At 63.7% G+C, this 18,967-nt stretch carries 13 protein-coding genes; 10 read left to right on the forward strand and 3 right to left on the reverse strand.

What is annotated here, in order from left to right:
- Nucleotides 1-29: 29 nt before the first annotated feature.
- Nucleotides 30-1,271 (reverse strand): DNA recombination protein RmuC, encoded by a 1,242-nt coding sequence (locus AC1DDG_RS00340; RefSeq protein ID WP_476874561.1) that lies wholly within the window; start codon nucleotides 1,269-1,271, stop codon nucleotides 30-32.
- A gap of 155 nt (nucleotides 1,272-1,426) precedes the next feature.
- Between AC1DDG_RS00340 and ychF the strand changes: the two genes are divergently transcribed.
- The 4 genes from ychF (at nucleotide 1,427) to AC1DDG_RS00360 (ending at nucleotide 7,472) form a co-directional block, all read left to right on the forward strand.
- Nucleotides 1,427-2,512: a redox-regulated ATPase YchF gene (gene ychF / locus AC1DDG_RS00345; RefSeq protein ID WP_230118669.1), complete on the forward strand. Its 1,086-nt coding sequence runs from the start codon at nucleotides 1,427-1,429 to the stop codon at nucleotides 2,510-2,512.
- 327 nt (nucleotides 2,513-2,839) lie between these two features.
- Nucleotides 2,840-4,618: an ABC transporter family substrate-binding protein gene (locus AC1DDG_RS00350; RefSeq protein ID WP_230118670.1), complete on the forward strand. Its 1,779-nt coding sequence runs from the start codon at nucleotides 2,840-2,842 to the stop codon at nucleotides 4,616-4,618.
- A 176-nt stretch (nucleotides 4,619-4,794) separates the two neighbouring features.
- Nucleotides 4,795-6,336, forward strand: coding sequence for an ABC transporter permease (locus tag AC1DDG_RS00355; protein WP_476874562.1), 1,542 nt, complete (start codon nucleotides 4,795-4,797; stop codon nucleotides 6,334-6,336).
- The gene (locus AC1DDG_RS00360; RefSeq protein ID WP_476874563.1) at nucleotides 6,333-7,472 is read left to right on the forward strand and encodes an ABC transporter permease; all 1,140 of its coding nucleotides are present in this window, start codon (nucleotides 6,333-6,335) and stop codon (nucleotides 7,470-7,472) included. The genes AC1DDG_RS00355 and AC1DDG_RS00360 overlap by 4 nt, the downstream gene beginning before the upstream one ends.
- 22 nt (nucleotides 7,473-7,494) lie before the next feature.
- Here the strand turns inward: AC1DDG_RS00360 and AC1DDG_RS00365 are convergent, their stop codons facing one another.
- Complete coding sequence (locus AC1DDG_RS00365; RefSeq protein WP_230118673.1) at nucleotides 7,495-8,124, reverse strand: PH domain-containing protein; 630 nt, start codon at nucleotides 8,122-8,124, stop codon at nucleotides 7,495-7,497.
- 79 nt (nucleotides 8,125-8,203) lie between these two features.
- Here AC1DDG_RS00365 and AC1DDG_RS00370 point away from each other — a divergent pair, with 79 nt between their 5' ends.
- The 5 genes from AC1DDG_RS00370 (at nucleotide 8,204) to AC1DDG_RS00390 (ending at nucleotide 15,765) form a co-directional block, all read left to right on the forward strand.
- On the forward strand, nucleotides 8,204-10,033 hold the full coding sequence (locus AC1DDG_RS00370) for an ABC transporter ATP-binding protein (protein ID WP_476874564.1): 1,830 nt from the start codon (nucleotides 8,204-8,206) through the stop codon (nucleotides 10,031-10,033).
- Nucleotides 10,034-10,263: 230 nt separating this feature from the next.
- A complete protein-coding gene (locus tag AC1DDG_RS00375; RefSeq protein WP_476874565.1) occupies nucleotides 10,264-11,904 on the forward strand; it encodes a peptide ABC transporter substrate-binding protein in 1,641 nt (546 codons plus the stop codon).
- A gap of 216 nt (nucleotides 11,905-12,120) precedes the next feature.
- Nucleotides 12,121-13,050, forward strand: coding sequence for an ABC transporter permease (locus tag AC1DDG_RS00380; RefSeq protein WP_230118676.1), 930 nt, complete (start codon nucleotides 12,121-12,123; stop codon nucleotides 13,048-13,050).
- Complete coding sequence (locus AC1DDG_RS00385; RefSeq protein ID WP_476874566.1) at nucleotides 13,040-14,032, forward strand: ABC transporter permease; 993 nt, start codon at nucleotides 13,040-13,042, stop codon at nucleotides 14,030-14,032. Before AC1DDG_RS00380 ends, AC1DDG_RS00385 begins: the two co-directional genes overlap by 11 nt.
- Before the next feature lie 11 nt (nucleotides 14,033-14,043).
- The gene (locus AC1DDG_RS00390) at nucleotides 14,044-15,765 is read left to right on the forward strand and encodes a dipeptide ABC transporter ATP-binding protein (RefSeq protein WP_476874567.1); all 1,722 of its coding nucleotides are present in this window, start codon (nucleotides 14,044-14,046) and stop codon (nucleotides 15,763-15,765) included.
- A 112-nt stretch (nucleotides 15,766-15,877) separates the two neighbouring features.
- Here AC1DDG_RS00390 and AC1DDG_RS00395 read toward each other — a convergent pair whose 3' ends face one another.
- Nucleotides 15,878-16,726, reverse strand: coding sequence for an SGNH/GDSL hydrolase family protein (locus AC1DDG_RS00395; protein WP_230118679.1), 849 nt, complete (start codon nucleotides 16,724-16,726; stop codon nucleotides 15,878-15,880).
- A 272-nt stretch (nucleotides 16,727-16,998) separates the two neighbouring features.
- Between AC1DDG_RS00395 and typA the strand changes: the two genes are divergently transcribed.
- Nucleotides 16,999-18,927 carry a translational GTPase TypA gene (gene typA, locus AC1DDG_RS00400; RefSeq protein WP_230118680.1) on the forward strand — a complete coding sequence of 643 codons (1,929 nt, stop codon included), beginning with the start codon at nucleotides 16,999-17,001 and terminating at the stop codon, nucleotides 18,925-18,927.
- Nucleotides 18,928-18,967 lie beyond the last annotated feature (40 nt).

Consider the following 18,967-nt stretch of genomic DNA (forward strand, 5'->3'; position numbering starts at 1 on the left):
GCCCGGCGGCTCCCGGACGTCGCGGCTGCCTACGCGGCGTCTTCAGACGCCTCCTCGAGTTCCCGGCCGGTCTGGTCGGTGGCCTGCAGTTCGGGAGCGGAAACGGAGCGGGGTGTGACCTGGACCGCCGGAGGCGTCACAAGCCCGGCCGCGTCAAGGGCATTCAGTTTCCGCGCCGTGGGGAGGACCCGCGCTTCAAGGGTGCCCACCATTGAGTTGTAACGGTCGACCGACGATTTCAGCGAAGACCCCAGCTTGCTGACGTTGTCGCCGAGCGTCCCCATCCGCTCGTAGAGCTGCCGGGCGAGTTCGAACAGTTCGCGGGCACTGTCCGTCAGGACGTCCTGCCGCCACGTGAACGCCACGGACTTGAGTACGGCCAGGAGCGTGCCGGGCGAAGCAAGGACCACGTTCTTGGAAAGGGCGTGGTCCAAAAGCCCGGGATCAGCGGACAGCGCGGCGGCGAGGATTGACTCCGCCGGCAGGAAGCAAATGACGAGTTCAGGGGAGTTGCCCGATATGTCCCAGTACTTCTTGTTGCTGAGGGCATCCACATGGGTCTTGAGAGCCTTGGCATGGGCTGTCAGGAGTGCCTGCTGGGTTGACTGGGTCAGCACAGCCTTGCCCCTGTCCGGCTGGCCAAGATCCTGTGCCTCGAGGTACGCGGACAGCGGCACCTTGGCGTCCACCACTAGCTGCTTGTCGCCGGGAAGCTGAACCACCAGGTCCGGACGGACCGACGAGTCAGAACCCTGGCTGTGGAGTTGCTCGTGGAAATCGACGTGGCGAAGCATCCCGGCGGCTTCAACCACCCGGCGCAACTGCACCTCGCCCCACTGGCCGCGCGCGCTGTTGGAACGCAGCGCGGATTCGAGTGCGTGCGTGGACCTCATCAGCTGTTCGTCCGAGAGCCTGGCTTCCTGCAGCTGCTGTGCCAGCTGCCCATATTGCTCAAGCCTGTCCCGTTCCAGCAGGGAGACCTGTTGCTGGACGGCCGTCAGTTTTTCGGCAACCGGCGCCAAAGCCCGCAGCACGCTGCCGTCCTGCTGCCGGGATTCGCCCAGCTCCCTGTTCTGGACGGCCAGCAGCTTCCGCTCGGCGTCGGCAGCAGCGTAATGGGCGCTGACCTCCGAAAGCCGCGCCGAAACGCCGTCGAAATCCGCTTCAAGCGCGGCGCTCCGGCGGCGCAAGACCGTGTAGGCGAGGGCTGCCCCCGCCAAGGCGCCGAGCACCAGCATCAGGAGGGCCAGAATGACTGAAAAAGAATCCATGCATTCACTGTGGCATGCAGGTGCGACATTTTTGCCGAAGGCAACGGCGCCACGGCCGCAGGCCCCAATTGAACTGTGTCTGCCGCGGGCCCGCGCGTCCGGCAGCGAGGCGCCGGTAGCCGCCGGCGCCGCCGTAACGGGTAGAATCAATGTCCGTGGCTCTTACTATTGGCATCGTCGGACTGCCCAACGTCGGCAAATCAACTCTTTTCAACGCCCTGACCCGTAATCAGGTGCTTGCGGCGAACTATCCGTTCGCCACCATCGAACCGAATGTCGGCGTCGTGAACCTGCCCGACCCCCGGCTTCAGCAGCTCGCGGAGATTTTCGGGTCCCAGCGTTTGCTGCCGGCCGCAGTGTCTTTTGTTGACATCGCCGGCATCGTCAAAGGTGCGTCCGAAGGCGAGGGCCTGGGTAACCAGTTCCTCGCCAACATCCGGGAGGCCGAGGCGATCGCCCAGGTCGTCCGCGTGTTCGACGACCCCGACGTTATCCACGTCGACGGCAAGGTGGACCCGCGCTCCGACATGGAGACCATCAACACCGAGCTGATCCTGGCTGACCTCCAGACGATCGAAAAGGCCGTCCCCAGGATCGAAAAAGAAGTCAAGATCAAGAAGCGCGAGGCCGCGGAGCTGGCCGCCATCAAGGCGGCCCAGGTGGTGCTGGAACGCGGCGACACCATCTTCTCCTCGGTCAAGAGCGACAAGCTTGAGATGGAGCACCTCAAGGAACTCAGCCTCCTGACGGCCAAGCCTTTCATCTACGTCTTCAACGCGGACGAAGGAATCCTGGGCAGCCCCGAGAAGCAGGAAGAGCTCCGCGCCATGGTCGCGCCTGCAGACTGCATCTTCCTCGACGCCAAGCTCGAGTCCGACCTCGTGGAGCTGGATGAGGAGGAAGCGCGTGAAATGCTGGAAATGAACGGGCAGGATGAATCCGGCCTGGACCAACTTGCCCGGGTGGGCTTCCACACCCTCGGGCTGCAGACGTACCTGACGGCAGGCCCGAAGGAAACCCGCGCGTGGACCATCCACCAGGGCGACACCGCGCCGCAGGCGGCCGGCGTCATCCACTCGGACTTCCAGCGCGGGTTCATCAAGGCCGAAGTTGTTTCCTTCGGGGACCTCATCGATGCCGGTTCCATGGCCGAGGCGAAGTCCCGCGGCAAGGTCCGCATCGAAGGCAAGGAATACGTCATGGCCGACGGCGACGTCGTCGAGTTCCGCTTCAACGTCTGAGGTTGCGGTACGCACTCTTCAGTGATTGAGAATTAACAAGTAGGAGCCCTGATCCCTAGGATCGGGGCTTTTGCTGTGATTGGCGCGCATACCCACCCGCACCGATGCAGTCAAGCGTTTCTTGCAGAATGCCACCTCCAGTTTCCGCCTAGGTTGCATCTCGATAACAACCTTTACTGAGGGACAACTTTCGGTCCGCAGGCCCCGCCTTCGGGTCTAGGCTACTTCCCATGTGAGACATGCCACATGCTCACTGGGGGGATGTGGCGGTCTGGCCGGCGTCTACAGCGGCGGTCCTTTCCACACTAAAGAGACATAGGAGGCGGAATGCGATTTGGTCGTATTTCCAAAGCAGTAGGCGTTGCCGCGGCTGCGGCGCTGGCGCTCAGCGCCTGCGCCAGCACCAACACCGGGACAACCCCGTCAAGCAACGCGGCCGGCAAACAGGGCGGCACCGCCACTGTGGTCGAGGTGAATGCGTTCAATACGTTCAACCCCAATACGGCCGACGGCAACACTGACATCAACTCGAAGGTCAGCTACGCCACCCACTCGGGCTTTTACTACATCGACAACAAGCTCAACGTTGTCCGCAATGAAAAGTTCGGCAAGATGGAAAAGACCTCCGATGATCCCTTGACCGTCAAGTACACCATCAACGAAGGCGTCAAATGGTCGGACGGCACGCCCGTCACGGCAGCGGATCTCCTCCTCCAATGGGCTGCCTTCTCCGGCTATTACAACGACGCCGACGCCGATGGGAAGGCCGGAACGTCGTACTTCTCCTACGCCGGTGACCCCACCGGCCTCGCCCTCACGGACTTCCCGGAAATCGGCGACAACAACCACTCGATGACCATCAAGTACTCCAAGCCGTTCGCTGACTGGGAAATCGCACTTGGCGGACCCGGGATTGACATCCCTGCGCACGTGCTGGCGAAGAAAGCCGGCCTGGCGGACACCCAGGCGTTCATTGACCTCCTCAAGGGCATGCCGCGCGGCGACTCCAAGGCCCCGAAGCCTGCCGACGCCAAGCTGAAGGCAATGTCTGATCTCTGGAACACCGGATTCGACTCCAAGACCCTGCCGAGTGATCCGAGCCTGTTCCTGTCCAACGGTCCCTTCATCGTCAAGAGCGTCAACCAGGACCAGTCCCTGACCATGGTCAAGAACAAGGACTACAACTGGGGCCCCGAAGCCAAGCTCGATGAAATCACCGTCCGCTACATCGGTTCCTCTCCTGCCCAGGTCCAGGCACTGAAAAATGGCGAGGCGGACATCATCGCCCCGCAGGCCTCCGCAGACACGCTTGACCAGCTGAAGGCACTTGAGAGCCAGGGCGTGACCGTAGAGCAGGGCAACCAGCTCTCCTACGACCACATCGACCTTAACTTCTCAGGACCGCTGGCAGACAAGAACGTCCGCGAAGCATTCATGAAGACGGTTCCCCGCAAGGACATCGTCGACAAGATCGTAAAGAAGCTTGATCCGGAAGCGAAGCCGCTGGATTCGCAGCTCTTTGTTCCGGCCCAGCCTGCCTACGCAGACTCCGTGAAGGAAAACGGGGCCTCGGCGTACCAGGACGCTGACGTTGACGGAGCCAAGAAGCTGCTCGCCGGCAAGACTCCGGAAATCCGGATCATGTACAACAAGGACAACCCGAACCGTGTGGATGCCTTCTCCCTGATCCGCGAGTCGGCAACCAAGGCGGGCTTCAAGATCGTCGACGGCGGCCTTGGCGCCTCCGACTGGGGTAAGGCGCTGGGCAAGGGCGGTTACGACGCCACGATCTTCGGTTGGATCAACCCTGGCGTTGGAGTCTCCGGCGTGCCGCAGATCTTCCGGACGGGCAACGGTTCCAACTTCAACAAGTTCAGCGATCCCGAGGCCGACAAGCTGATGGATGAACTCATCGTGACGACCGACCGGGGCAAGCAGGACGACCTCATCAAGCAGGTCGACAAGAAGATCTGGGCCTCTGCCTACGGCCTTCCGCTGTTCCAGTCCGTTGGAGTGGACGCCTACAGCGACCGCATCACCGGAGTGAAGTTCATGCCGAACCAGACGGGCGTCTGGTGGAACTTCTGGGAGTGGGCCGAAAAGTAAGCCGATGACCACAACCGCAACAAGGTAGCTGAGGCGCCGGGATCAAGCACCATGGTCCCGGCGCCTTGCAGCGACATCTCCCGCCTGTGCCGCTGCCGAAACACAACAGGCGGGCACGGCCAAACCTGCGACCGGTCCGGGCAATCCCTGGGCCCGAATACTGAGGTTCTATCAAAATGGTGACCTACATCGTCCGGCGGCTAGTCACCGCGGCACTCATTCTTCTGGGCGCATCCTTCCTGGTGTATCTGCTGACCGCGGCGTCCGGCGATCCGCTTGCAGAGTTCCGGGCCAGCAGCCAGCCCAATAAACAGCAGCTGATGGATTCAAGGTCCGCACTCCTCGATCTGGACACCCCGGCTCCGCTGCGGTACTTCAAATGGCTCGGCGGCGCAGCCAAGTGCCTCGTGCCGTTCGCCGGCTCCTGCGATCTCGGCAAGAACATCGCTGGACAGCCCATAACCGATGCGTTGGGGCATGCCCTCGTGCAGACACTCACGCTGGTTACCGGCGCCGCCGTCCTGGCGATCCTCGTGGGCATTACGCTCGGCATCATCACGGCATTGCGGCAGTACAGCACGTTGGACTACGGCGTGACTTTCATGGCCTTCCTGTTCTTTTCCCTCCCCATTTTCTGGGTCGCCGTACTGCTAAAGGAATTCGGCGCCATCGGCTTCAACGACTTCCTCAGGAATCCGCAGATACCGCTTCCGCTGGCCATAGGCATCGGCGTGGTGTTCGGCCTGGTGGCCATGGTGGTTGCAGGTGGGGACACGAAGCGGCGGGTATTGACGGGCGGGATCGTATTCGCCGTCGTGACGGCAGTGCTCATCTACTTCTCGGTCACCCAATGGTTTAAGACTCCAGGGCTCGGGCCTGTCGTCATCGCCATCGCCGGCGTCGGACTCGCCTTTGCGGTGACCCTGTTGACGGCAGGGCTCAGGAACCGGAAGGCGTTGCAGTCCGCACTCATCGCCGTCGGCGTGGGCGTGGTTGCGTACTTCCTCATCCAGCCGCTGCTCAATCAGGCGACCTTCCTCATGATCGTGCTGCTGGCCATCGCCACCGTTCTTGTCGGCATGGCGATCGGCTACTTGGTGGGCGGCTATGACCGCGGCCAATCCATGCGCGCCGCAGCCATTACGTCCGTCCTCCTGGGATTTCTCGTCCTGCTGGACCGGTTCATGCAGGCGTGGCCGGCGTACTTCAACAACGGGAGGGTGCGGGGACGCCCCATCGCCACCATCGGTGCCGGCACCCCGAACATCGAGGGGGACTTCTGGATACTTGGGCTCGATTCATTCACCCACCTGATCCTGCCCACCACGGCGCTCATCCTCATCTCGCTGGCCGGCTACACCAGGTTCACCCGAGCCTCCATGCTCGAAATCATGAACATGGACTACATTCGAACGGCCCGGGCCAAAGGCGTTTCTGAACGGACCGTGGTGATGCGCCACGCGTTCCGGAACGCCCTCATCCCGGTCGCCACGATCGTTGCCTTCGACATTGGCGGGCTCATCGGCGGTGCCGTGATCACGGAGACGGTGTTCTCCGTCCGCGGCATGGGCTTCCTGTTCCTCGATGGCATTCTGCACGTTGACCCCAACCCGGTCATGGGCGTCTTTATCTGCGTCGCCATCACGGCCATGGTGTTCAACCTCATCGCGGACCTTGCCTACTCCGCACTGGATCCACGAGTAAGGGTAAAAGCATGAGCCAGCCGAGTCAGCAGGACGAAATCGTGGCCGAGCAGGCCAGCCTGAAACAGCAGGCGGCTGCCGGCATCGAGCCCGTTATCGAGGCCAAAGGACTAAGCCAGGGACAGATCGTCCGCAAGCGGTTCCTCGGCCATTCCGGGGCGATCGTGGGCCTCATCGTCTTTGCCATCATTTTCATCATGGCCTTCACCGCCGTGGGGTATGCAGGGATCCCCGGATGGTGGCGCTACGGCCACGAGGACGTTTCGCCGCTGGTCAACGACGGTGCGCCAACAGCTTCGCTTTGGCCTCTGGCCTGGGGTGAACATCCTTTCGGACAAGACCGGATCGGCCGCGACCTGTTCGCCATGACAATGCGCGGGGCCCAGCAGTCCATCACCATCATGCTGGTCATCGGTCTTATTGCCGGGCTCATCGGCGTGGTCGTCGGCGCCCTGTCCGGCTACTTCAGGGGCTGGATGGAAGCCATCCTCATGCGCCTCACGGACGTCATCATCATCGTCCCTGCACTGCTCCTCGCGGCGGTCATGGCCCAGTTCGCGGGCCGGCGGGATGAGGGCAGCTGGTTTGCCACCTTCGCCAGCTCCAACGGCGTCCTGGCACTCGGCATTTTCCTCGGGCTGATCAGCTGGGTGGGGCTGGCAAGGCTCATGCGCGGTGAATTCCTCTCCCTGCGGGAACGTGAATTTGTTGACGCCGCGCGGATATCGGGAGCGAGCAACGCCAGGATCATCTTCAAGCACATCCTGCCCAACGCCGTGGGAGTGCTGATCGTCAACGTCACGCTGACGATGTCCGCGGCGATTCTGACCGAGACCGCACTGAGCTACCTGGGCGTCGGCGTCAAGTCTCCTGACACCTCCCTCGGCCTGCTCATTTCGCAGAACCAGGAAGCCTTTGCGACCCGGCCGTGGCTGTTCTGGTTCCCGGGCCTCTTCATCGTCCTCATTTGCCTCAGCATCAACTTCATCGGCGACGGACTGCGGGACGCGTTTGATCCGCGCCAGAAGAAGTTCAATGCCAAGAAGGCGCGGGCCGCAGGCGGCTCTCCAGCAGCGGAGAAAACGCCGGTGACGGCCATTGACGGCGGAACCGAAGGCGGGAACGCGGCCGGCGAACACCGGGGAGCCTGACGTGCTACCGCAGCGCCCAGGGCTACAGCAGGGCAACGCCCCAGATGCTGAACGCAAGGAGCAGCACGGTGCCGCCCACCTCCAGCCAGCGGACGGTTATCAACACCGGGGTGGCCGCAGCGTTTCCGGCGTCAATGGCCCCGGATTCGACCAGCTGCTGCCAGCGGGTGCGGACCAGCTGTGCCGCCTGCCCGGAGTCGGTGCTTTTCAGGTCGCCTGGCCGGACGGAATTCCCGGGGCCGTAGGTGGTCCCCGGCAGGCCGTGGAGGTCTTCCGGGCGGGCGTTGCGTCCGCCCCAGATGCCGGGAGCGGGCGCCGCCCAGGCACCGTAGCTTCTGGACGGTGTGACCAGGGTCAGGGCGTACCTCGTATCCACATGGACGAGGGCAGCCCAGGGCACCATGACGGACCGGAAGGGGTTCTCGAGCCGGACGCCGGCGTCGTGGACCACCACGGACGGCCGCCAAAACAACAGCCAGCCAAGATAGGCGATAAGGAGCAGCGGGCCGGTGCCGAGCATCGACCCGGCCCCGCCCGTCACTGCAGTGCCGACGAGCCCGACGCCGGCCACAAGCCAGGCAAGCCCGGCGAACCATTTGTTGGTGCGGGCTTTGAAGATCACAGCATTTTCGGCGTGCGGCGCAGTGCTCATGCCCCCAATAATTCAGGATTCCGAGCCGCAGCACTAATTTCAGCTGCTCCGCTGGCCCGGGTGGAAGGAAAACCCCAACATGTCTGACTACATCAGCCACGGCCCCGCCCTCACAGACCCCGACAACATAGGTGCTGTCGTCCTTGAGGTGCGCGACCTGAGCGTCGACTTCGGCGTGGACAAGAAGTGGGTTCCGGCCGCCGTCGGACTTAACTACGAAGTCCGGGCCGGCGAGGTCCTGGCGATCGTCGGTGAATCAGGTTCGGGAAAGAGTGCCAGCTCCATGGCGTTGCTGGGTCTGCTTCCCAGCAACAGCCGGGTCTCCGGCAGTGTCAGGCTCTCGGGTAAGGAGCTGCTCGGCGGCGACGCCTCCAACATCCGCAGTGTCCGCGGCAAGGACGTGGCCGTCATTTTCCAGGAGCCCATGACCGCCCTGAACCCGGTCTACACGGTGGGTGCCCAAATTGTCGAAACTGTGCGCCTGCACAACGAGGTGTCACCCGGGGAGGCCCGGGAACGCGCGCTGCGCATGCTGGACCTCGTGGAACTCCCGGATCCCGAGAAGGCGTTCAAGTCCTACCCCCACCAGCTCTCAGGTGGGCAAAGGCAACGCGCCATGATCGCCCAGTCGCTCTCCTGCGATCCCAAACTGCTGATTGCGGACGAACCCACGACGGCCCTCGACGTGACAGTCCAGGCCGAAATCCTTGACCTGATGAGGAACCTGCGGAACAAGCTCGATAGTGCAATCGTCCTAATCACCCACGACATGGGCGTCGTGGCCGACCTCGCCGACCGGATCGCAGTGATGCGCCGCGGGCTGATCGTCGAGACCGGCACCGCCGACCAGATCTTCCACAACCCTCAGCACCCCTACACGCAGGCGCTGCTTGCCGCCGTGCCCCACCTCGGACAGGGCGGCGCCGGTTCAGAGGGGGAGGTGGACGTGACGGCCGCGCTGGCTGCCGCCACGCACGCCGAACTCGAATCGGTGGACCGCGAGGAGCTGGCCCGCCGGGAGCGCGAGAATGCCGCGGCCCTGGCCGCTGCCGAGGCGGCCAGGCCCTCCGGCGAACCGGTCCTCGAACTGACGGACGTCGCCATCGAGTACCCCAAGCAGGGGCGCGTGCCCGCCTTCCGGGCGGTGGAGGGTGCCAACCTGACCATCTACCCCGGCCAGGTCGTGGGGCTCGTCGGGGAGTCGGGGTCCGGAAAAACCACGATTGGGCGCGCAGCCGTGGGGCTGCTGCCTGTGGCCGCCGGCAAGATGCACGTGGTGGGCCAGGATATTTCCGCGGCCAAGAAAAACGGCAAGCAACTGCACCAGGTGCGGCGCCACATCGGGATGGTCTTTCAGGATCCGTCTTCGTCCCTGAACCCGCGCCTGCCCATCGGGGAAAGCATCGGCGAACCTATGTATCTCGCCGGGGTGGCGAAGGGTCCTGACCTGCAGAAGCGCATCGAGGCGCTGCTGGACCAGGTTGAGCTTCCCCGCGACTACCGCAACCGGTATCCGCATGAGCTCTCCGGCGGGCAGAAACAGCGCGTGGGTATTGCACGCGCCCTCTCGCTGAAACCCAAGCTCATGGTGGCAGATGAGCCAACGTCGGCACTGGACGTGTCCGTGCAGGCGAAGGTCCTGGAGCTTTTCCAGAACCTGCAGCGCGAGCTCGGCTTCGCCTGCCTCTTCGTCACGCATGACCTTGCTGTGGTGGACGTCCTGGCGGACAGGATCTGCGTCATGCAGCGCGGCCGCATCGTGGAGCAGGGGACGCGCGACCAGATCCTCAGGAACCCCCAGGAGCCCTACACGCAGAGGCTGCTGGCGGCCGTACCGCTGCCGGATCCGGAAAGGCAGCGCGAACGGCGCGAGCTGAGGGCGCAGCTGCTCGCCACGGCGGCGGAGTAACCTGCGCCACATTTTGTGGAGTATAGTACTCGACGGTAACTTGTGACTTGCGGTCTCTGCGCTAAAGCGATAGGACCCGGTCGCGGTTTGGCAACGGCGTACCACTATTTGGACTACTTGCGGTTAGGCTTCTTCCTCATGTAGCCCACGTCACACGATACGTCTGTGCCTGGACTGCGGGGATGCAAAAGATATCCCCTGAATCTCTCCCACAACACATAGGAGGCGGAATGCGTTTTTCGCGCACTTCCAAAGCACTGGGCATGATGGCTATCGCCGCACTTGCCCTGACCGGATGCGGCGGTGGCGGATCCAACTCCGGCAGCTCCAACGCAGCCGGAAACTCGAGCAAGGTCATTCTTGCCGATGGATCCGAACCCCAGCGCCCGCTCATGCCGGCCGACACCAATGAAGTTGGCGGCGGCAAGGTCATCGACATGATGTTCGCAGGTCTCGTCAGCTACGACCCCAGCGGCAAGTCGGTCAACGAACTCGCCGAGTCGATCGAGGGCAAAGACGCCCAGCACTACACGATCAAGATCAAGAAGGGCCAGAAGTTCACCAACGGCGAGGTCATCACCGCCAAGACCTTCGTGGATTCCTGGAACTTCGGCGCCGCCGCAAAGAACGCGCAGCTCAGCGGTGCGTTTTTTGAAAGCATCAAGGGCTACGACGAAGCCAGCGCAGAGGGCTCCAAGGTAGACACCATGTCCGGCCTGAAGGTCGTTGACGACCAGACGTTCACCGTTGAGCTGAAGCAGCCGGAATCCGACTGGCCGCTGCGCCTCGGTTACTCCGCATTCGTGCCGGTTCCGTCCGCCGCACTGAAGGACCCGAAGGGCTACGGCGAAAAGCCCGTCGGCAACGGCCCGTACAAGATGGCCGACGGCGGCTGGCAGCACAACGTGCAGATCCAGCTTGTGCCGAATCCGGACTACAACGGTCCCCGCAAGGCCAAGAACGCCGGCGTGACCTTCAAGATCTTCCAGAACGACGACGCCGCGTACCAGGACCTGCTGTCCAACAACCTCGACGTGCTGCAGACGATCCCCACGAGCGCGCTCAAGAACTTCAAATCCGACCTGGGCGAGCGGACCATCGAGAAGCCGTACGCCGGCAACCAGACGATCGCCATCCCGGAATACCTGCCCGAGTGGAGCGGCGAAGCGGGCAAGCTGCGCCGCCAGGCCATCTCCATGGCCATGAACCGCGACGAGATCACCAAGGTGATCTTCAACGGTGCGCGCAAGCCGGCCATGGACTTCACCGCTCCCGTGCTGGACGGCTACAGCGACAGCATCCCGGGTTCGGAAAACCTGAAGTTCGACGCGGCCAAGGCCAAGGACCTCTGGGCCAAGGCCGACGCCATCCAGAAGTGGGACGCCAACAAGACGTTCACCATTGCCTACAACGCCGACAAGGGCGGCCACAAGGCCTGGGTTGAAGCAGTCGTCAACCAGCTGAAGAACAACCTCGGCATCAAGGTTGAAGGCAAGCCGTACGCGACGTTCAAGGAAGCCCGCAACGACGCCACCGCCAAGACGCTGACCGGCTCCATCCGCGCCGGCTGGCAGGCGGACTACCCGTCGCTGTACAACTTCCTCGGCCCGATCTACAAGACCGGTGCAGGCTCCAACGACGCCGAATACGCAAACCCGGCGTTCGACAAGGCCGTCTCCGACGGCCTGAAGGCCTCCTCGGTCAGCGCGGGCAACACGGCGATGAACAAGGCCCAGGAGATCCTCCTGCAGGACCTTCCGGCCATCCCGCTGTGGTACCAGGTCTCCCAGGGTGGCTGGAGCGACCAGGTCACCAATGTTGACTACGCGTGGAACGGTGTTCCGCTCTACTACAACATCACTGGCAAGTAACTACTAAAACGACGGCGGGGGCTGCCTGGATTGGGGCCTCCGCCGTTGTTTTGCTTCCACCCCAATTTCTCAGCACCCGCTTCGGCCGGTGCACTTCGCAGCCGGCCCGCCGTGACCGCACCGGCGTCGGCTGCACCCATAGTGAAAAGGTTCTTTGATGAACAACTCCGCCGCATCCTTGGACAGGGTGCCTGCTGACGGGGGTGTCCTTCGCTGATGGCGACTTACATCCTCAAGCGTTTCCTGCAGCTGATCCCGGTATTCTTGGGCGCCACGCTGCTGGTGTATTTCCTGGTCTTCAGCCTGCCTGGCGACCCCATCGTGGCACTGTTCGGCGACAAGCCCGTCAATGAGGCCGTGGCTGCCCAGCTCCGCGCGCAGTACCACCTTGACCAGCCGTTCTGGATCCAATACCTGCTGTACCTCAAGGGGATCTTCACCTTCGACCTGGGCCAGGACTTCTCCGGACGACCGATCGCCGCAGTGCTGGGCGAGGTCTTCCCGGTGACGGCCCGGCTGGCCGTCATGGCCCTGATCTTCGAAGCCGTCTTCGGCATCATCTTCGGCCTGATCGCGGGACTCCGCAAGGGCAAGTTCTTCGACGCGACCGTCCTGATCGCATCCCTGATCGTGATCGGCATCCCGATCTTCGTGCTCGGCTTCCTGCTGCAGTTCACCATCGGCGTCCAGCTCGGCTGGGCCAAACCGACCGTCAGTTCGGCCGCCACGGTCCAGGACCTCATCCTGCCGGCGATCGTCCTCGGGCTGGGCTCCTTCGCCTATGTCCTGCGCCTCACCCGGACCAGCGTCATCGAAAACATGAACGCCGACTACGTACGCACCGCCACTGCCAAGGGCCTGTCCCGTTTCCGCGTGGTCCGCGTGCACATCCTCCGTAACTCGCTGATCCCGGTCATCACCTTCCTCGGCGCTGACCTGGGCGCCCTGATGGGCGGAGCCATCGTCACCGAGGGCATCTTCAACGTGCCGGGCGTCGGCAACCGGCTCTACCGCGCCGTCACACAGGGTGAAGGCCCCACGGTCGTCTCGATCGTCACGGTGCTGGTGCTGATCTATGTCGTATCCAACCTGCTTGTAGACCTGCTGTACGCCTGGCTTGACCCAAGGATCCGCTATGACGCCTGAGAACATGACCCCAGACCTGCGCACTGCGGCGCCGGCGAGGCGGCACGCCGAACACTTCGTTGCCGACTTTTCCGAGACACCGCTGCAAGCAACCGACAAGGTCCAGGAAGGCCAGGCCCCGCTGAGCCTTTGGGGAGAGGCCTGGAAGAACCTGCGCAGGCAGCCGCTCTTCCTGATCTCCGCATTCCTGATCCTCGTCGTCGTCGCCGTGTCACTCTTCCCCTGGCTCTTTTCCGGCATCGACCCGGCCTCAGAAGCGTGCCAGCTGGCCAACTCCGACGCCGGACCGGCGGCCGGACACCCGCTGGGCTTCACCCAGCTGGGCTGCGACGTGTACGCGCGCGTCATCTTCGGCACGCGTTCCTCGGTGACCGTGGGCCTCTTCACCACCCTTGGCGTCCTCATGATCGGCGGCATCACGGGAGCCCTCGCCGGCTACTACGGCGGATGGGTGGATGCCATCCTGGCCCGCATCAACGACATCTTCTTCGCGTTGCCGCTGATCCTCGGCGCCATCGTGATGATGCAACTGCCTGTGTTCCGTGCCAACCGCACGGCCTGGACGCTCGTGTTGATCCTGGTCACCTTCGGCTGGCCGCAGATCGCCCGCATTACCCGCGGCGCCGTGATAGAGGTCCGAAACGCGGACTTCGTGACGGCCGCGCGCTCCCTGGGCGTCTCCAAGTTCGGCTCGCTCATGCGCCACGTCATGCCTAACTCGTTGGCGCCGATCATCGTCGTGGCCACCATATCCCTCGGCACCTTCATTGTTGCCGAATCGACGCTGTCGTTTCTGGGAATCGGGCTGCCGCCCAGCGTGATGTCCTGGGGCAACGACATCCAGTCGGCGCAGGCCTCCCTGAGGTCCAACCCGATGCCGCTGATCTACCCGGCCATTGCGCTGTCCATCACCGTCCTGAGTTTCATCATGCTGGGCGACGCCCTGCGTGATGCCCTCGATCCGAAAGCGCGCAAGCGATGAAAGGAGACGCCATGAGCTCCGCTGTCCAGTTTCGGGAACACGGGTCCGACGTCGAGCGTCCGCTTCTTGAAATCAAAGACCTCGCAATCAACTTCCGCACCAGCCACGGCGACGTCAATGCCGTGCGTAATGCGCATCTGACCATCATGCCCGGCGAAACGGTCGCCATCGTGGGCGAATCAGGTTCGGGAAAATCGACGACGGCGCTGGCCGCCATCGGCCTTCTTCCCACCAACGGCCGGGTGGCCGGCGGCCAGATCCTTTTCGACGGCGAGGACATTTCGAACGCCAGCGAAAAGCGGATGATCGAACTCCGCGGCAGCCACATTGGCATGGTGCCGCAGGATCCGATGTCCAACCTCAACCCTGTGTGGAAGATCGGGTTCCAGGTCCGCGAGACGCTCAAGGCGAACGGGCTGCCCAGCGGTCCCGACGATGTTGCCGAGGTGCTCTCCCAGGCAGGATTGCCGGATGCGGCGCGGCGCGCCAAGCAGTATCCGCACGAATTTTCCGGCGGCATGCGCCAGCGTGCGCTGATCGCCATTGGCCTCTCATGCCAGCCCCGGCTGCTGATTGCCGACGAGCCGACGTCGGCCCTGGACGTCACCGTTCAGCGGCAGATCCTTGATCACCTCGACACGATGACCACCGAGCTCGGCACTGCCGTGCTGCTGATCACCCACGACCTGGGCCTCGCGGCCGAACGGGCAGACAAAGTGGTGGTCATGTACCGCGGCCAGGTGGTTGAGGCTGGCCCGTCCCTGGAACTGCTGCGAAACCCCCGGCATCCCTACACGCAGCGGCTCGTCTCGTCCGCCCCCTCCCTGGCTTCCCGCCGTATCCAGGTGGCGAAGGAACAGGGAGTCGAATCCACGGACCTGCTGGCGCCGACGGAACCCGTTGTCGTGGAGGAAGCGCTGCCCGAGGACGTCCTGAAGGTTGAAGACCTGACCAAGGTCTTCAAGCTCCGCGGCGCACTCGGAAGGTCGACAGATTTCACCGCGGTGGACAACGTCTCGTTCAGCGTCAAGCGCGGCACGACGACAGCGATCGTGGGGGAGTCGGGCTCCGGCAAGTCGACGGTGGCGCAGATGGTGCTGAACCTGCTGGCGCCTACGTCGGGGAAAATCGTCTTCGACGGCGTTGACACTTCCACGCTCAACAGCAGGCAGCTGTTCGCTTTCCGCCGCAGGGTGCAGCCGATTTTCCAGGACCCGTACGGCTCGCTGGACCCGATGTACAACATCTTCCGGACCATCGAGGAGCCGCTGCGCACCCACAAAGTGGGGAACAAGGCCAGCCGCGAGAAGAAGGTGCGCGAACTGCTGGACCAGGTGGCGCTTCCCCAGTCCGCCATGCAGCGCTACCCGAATGAACTCTCCGGCGGCCAGCGCCAGCGCGTGGCCATCGCACGCGCACTTGCGCTGGACCCGGAGGTGATCATCTGCGACGAGGCTGTTTCCGCACTCGACGTGCTGGTCCAGGCGCAGGTGCTGAACCTGCTCGCGGACCTGCAGTCCAACCTCGGCCTTACCTACCTGTTCATCACCCACGACCTGGCGGTGGTCCGGCAGATAGCCGACCACGTGTGTGTCATGGAGAAGGGCAAACTGGTGGAGACCGGGTCAACGGATGATGTATTCGATTCGCCGCGGCAGGACTACACCAAGGCCTTGCTCAACGCGATTCCTGGCGCCCACCTTATGCTTCCTCCCGAGGTGGCCACGGCCTAGGCGCCGTCCCGCAGCAAGAGTATGCGCATTAAAGGAGCCGGTGCCCACCCGAAGGTGCGCACCGGCTCCTTTGTCGTCCGCATGGGCTTCTCCGCGCCAGGATTCTCCGCTCCTAGCCGGGGCCGAGCCCGAGGGCCGCGAGCCGGCTGCCCAGCAGCGTCCCCAAGGCGCGGTGGCCGTCGTCGTTCATGTGGACCTTGTCCGCAAGCGAGGCCTCCAGGCCGTAGCGGGTCAGCCAATCACCGACACCGACGAACGGAATGCGATGGGCAGCCGCCACTTTCCCCAGCAACGCGTCCACTTCGGTGCGCCTCCCGCCGCCGTTGCCGGCACCTTTGGCCAGCGTGCCGACCATGGCGAGTTTTGCTCCCGGATACCGCTGCTTGAGTGTGGTGATCAGGCTCTCCGCATTCGCGACGATCTCCCGGTCAGCGGCGCCCTGCTTGGCGTCGTTGCCGCCGCCTTCAATGACCACGAGCGGAGGAAAGCCATAGGGCAGGTGCCAGTCGCCCCGCTGCAGGGCGTCGACGTAGTTTCCCGTGGTGCCGTTGGAGGCAACGAAGCCGGTGCCGCCCTTGCCGCAGAAGAAGACCTCGTAACCCAGCCCGGTCAAGGCCCGGCGCGGCCAGCTTGCCTCCGGTTCGGACTGCGAATCGCCGATCAGCAGGGCCGTTCGGTCGATATTGTCGATGATCACTTCGTCCCGTCCGTTCGCGGGGTTCCGGAAGAGGGATCCGGCCGGAAGGCCTGCCGGGTCCGCCGCGATGAGGTCCCTTCCCACGGGCGAGCCTGCGGCAACGGCCTCGCCGGGCCCTGCGGCCGGTGCCAGGGCAGCGGGGCGGGGCGTGGCCGGGTTGCCCGTGCCCGGCGCTGGCGGGGACGCCGTCCCGCAGCCGGCCAAAAACACGCCGGCGGCGATGATCGGGGCGATCAGGACGGCCCGCGTTGAGGCTTGCAGCATCCGTGGACTCCTGGCCTGGTCGTAGTGTTCCAAGCAATAGTGATGGATCAGTTCGGGAAAAGCCAGTGAGATTGCTCACGTGACGTGCGTGCGGACTCACGATTTGGTAACGGGCCGGGGGAGGGCGCGCTTTCGGATTTTAGGCCAATAAATGGCAGAGCGTTTAGACTAGCTGTAGGTGCCCTGTGTTAAAGGGACTGATCCGTCGTGCGTTCCAGTTGGAAATGTCGCGATACAACAGCTGACTTCACCACTGAATCGAGCAATAACGCATGTCTGAAACCACCACCAACACTGCGGTAGCCACTGCATCGCGCAGTGACCTGCGCAACGTCGCGATCGTGGCCCACGTTGACCACGGCAAGACCACCCTGGTCGACGCCATGCTCAAGCAGACCAACTCCTTTGCCGAGCACAACCACCTCGAAGACCGCGTCATGGACTCCGGTGACCTTGAGCGCGAAAAAGGCATCACCATCCTGGCCAAGAACACCACCGTGGCCTACAACGGACCGTCCTCCAAGGGTGAGACCATCACCATCAACGTGATCGACACCCCGGGCCACGCTGACTTCGGCGGCGAGGTTGAGCGCGGCCTGTCCATGGTGGACGGCGTGGTGCTCCTCGTTGATGCTTCCGAGGGCCCGCTGCCCCAGACCCGCTTCGTACTGCGCAAGGCCCTGGCCGCGCACCTGCCGGTCATCCTGCTGGTCAACAAGACCGACCGCCCCGACGCGCGGATCGAAGAAGTTGTCCACGAGTCCATGGACCTGCTTCTGGGCCTGGCCTCCGACCTCGCGGACGAGGTTCCGGACCTCGACCTGGACAAGATCCTCGAAGTTCCCGTGGTTTACGCAGCCGCCAAGGTAGGCCGCGCCTCCCTCGAGCAGCCGGCCGACGGCTCAGCGCCCGAGAACGAGGACCTTGAGCCCCTGTTCAAGACCATCATTGAGCACATCCCGGCACCCACGTATAACCCGAACGGCGTGCTGCAGGCCCACGTGACCAACCTGGACGCTTCCCCGTTCCTTGGCCGCCTCGCGCTGCTCCGCATCTACAACGGCACCCTGCGCAAGGGCCAGACCGTCGCCTGGGCACGCGCCAACGGTGAGCTCAAGAACGTCAAGATCACCGAACTCCTGGCCACCAAGGCACTGGACCGCGTTCCGGCCGAGTCCGCAGGACCGGGCGAGATCGTCGCCGTCGCCGGCATCGAAGAGATCACCATCGGTGAGACCCTGACCGACGCCGAGAACCCCCAGCCGCTGCCGCTGATCACCGTGGATGATCCCGCGATCTCCATGACCATCGGTATCAACACCTCGCCGCTGGCCGGAAAGGTCAAGGGCGCCAAGGTCACTGCCCGCCAGGTGAAGGACCGCCTGGACAAGGAACTGATCGGTAACGTCTCCATCAAGGTTCTGCCCACCGAGCGTCCCGACGCTTGGGAAGTCCAGGGCCGTGGCGAGCTCGCCCTTGCCATCCTGGTTGAGCAGATGCGCCGCGAAGGCTTCGAACTGACCGTCGGCAAGCCGCAGGTGGTCACCAGGACCATCGACGGCAAGGTCCACGAGCCGATGGAGCACATGACCATCGACGTGCCCGAAGAGTACCTCGGCGCCGTCACCCAGCTCATGGCTGCCCGCAAGGGCCGCATGACCAACATGGCCAACCACGGCACCGGCTGGTGCCGGATGGAATTCATCGTTCCGGCCCGTGGCCTGATCGGTTTCCGCACCAAGTTCCTCACGGACACCCGCGGCGCCGGCATCGCGGCCTCCATCTCCGAAGGCTACGAGCCGTGGGCCGGTCCGATCGAGTACCGCACCAACGGTTCGATGATCGCCGACCGCGCCGGTGTTGTGACGCCGTTCGCCATGATCAACCTGCAGGAACGTGGCTCCTTCTTCGTCAAGCCCACGTCCGAGGTTTACGAGGGCATGATCGTTGGCGAGAACTCCCGCGCCGACGACATGGACGTGAACATCACCAAGGAAAAGAAGCTCACCAACATGCGTGCCGCTTCCTCTGACACCTTCGAGAACCTGACGCCGCCCCGCGATCTGACCCTCGAAGAGTCCCTCGAATTCGCGCGCGAGGACGAGTGCGTTGAGGTGACCCCGGAGTCCATCCGCATCCGCAAGCTCATCCTTGACACCAACGAGCGCGCCAAGGCCAACCGCGCCCGCGCGAAGGTCTGATCCAGGCACGTTCCGGTCATCACCCTCGTGAACAATAGAG

This window comes from Arthrobacter sp. 10L430, from assembly GCF_056395245.1.

What these genes read in the sequence shown, in the direction of transcription:
- AC1DDG_RS00340 (WP_476874561.1), bottom strand. Translation starts at nt 1,271, where the DNA reads ATGGATTCTTTTTCAGTCATTCTGGCCCTCCTGATGCTGGTGCTCGGC.
- AC1DDG_RS00350 (WP_230118670.1), top strand. Translation starts at nt 2,840, where the DNA reads ATGCGATTTGGTCGTATTTCCAAAGCAGTAGGCGTTGCCGCGGCTGCG.
- AC1DDG_RS00355 (WP_476874562.1), top strand. Translation starts at nt 4,795, where the DNA reads ATGGTGACCTACATCGTCCGGCGGCTAGTCACCGCGGCACTCATTCTT.
- AC1DDG_RS00360 (WP_476874563.1), top strand. Translation starts at nt 6,333, where the DNA reads ATGAGCCAGCCGAGTCAGCAGGACGAAATCGTGGCCGAGCAGGCCAGC.
- AC1DDG_RS00365 (WP_230118673.1), bottom strand. Translation starts at nt 8,124, where the DNA reads ATGAGCACTGCGCCGCACGCCGAAAATGCTGTGATCTTCAAAGCCCGC.
- AC1DDG_RS00370 (WP_476874564.1), top strand. Translation starts at nt 8,204, where the DNA reads ATGTCTGACTACATCAGCCACGGCCCCGCCCTCACAGACCCCGACAAC.
- AC1DDG_RS00375 (WP_476874565.1), top strand. Translation starts at nt 10,264, where the DNA reads ATGCGTTTTTCGCGCACTTCCAAAGCACTGGGCATGATGGCTATCGCC.
- AC1DDG_RS00380 (WP_230118676.1), top strand. Translation starts at nt 12,121, where the DNA reads ATGGCGACTTACATCCTCAAGCGTTTCCTGCAGCTGATCCCGGTATTC.
- AC1DDG_RS00385 (WP_476874566.1), top strand. Translation starts at nt 13,040, where the DNA reads ATGACGCCTGAGAACATGACCCCAGACCTGCGCACTGCGGCGCCGGCG.
- AC1DDG_RS00390 (WP_476874567.1), top strand. Translation starts at nt 14,044, where the DNA reads ATGAGCTCCGCTGTCCAGTTTCGGGAACACGGGTCCGACGTCGAGCGT.
- AC1DDG_RS00395 (WP_230118679.1), bottom strand. Translation starts at nt 16,726, where the DNA reads ATGCTGCAAGCCTCAACGCGGGCCGTCCTGATCGCCCCGATCATCGCC.
- typA (WP_230118680.1), top strand. Translation starts at nt 16,999, where the DNA reads ATGTCTGAAACCACCACCAACACTGCGGTAGCCACTGCATCGCGCAGT.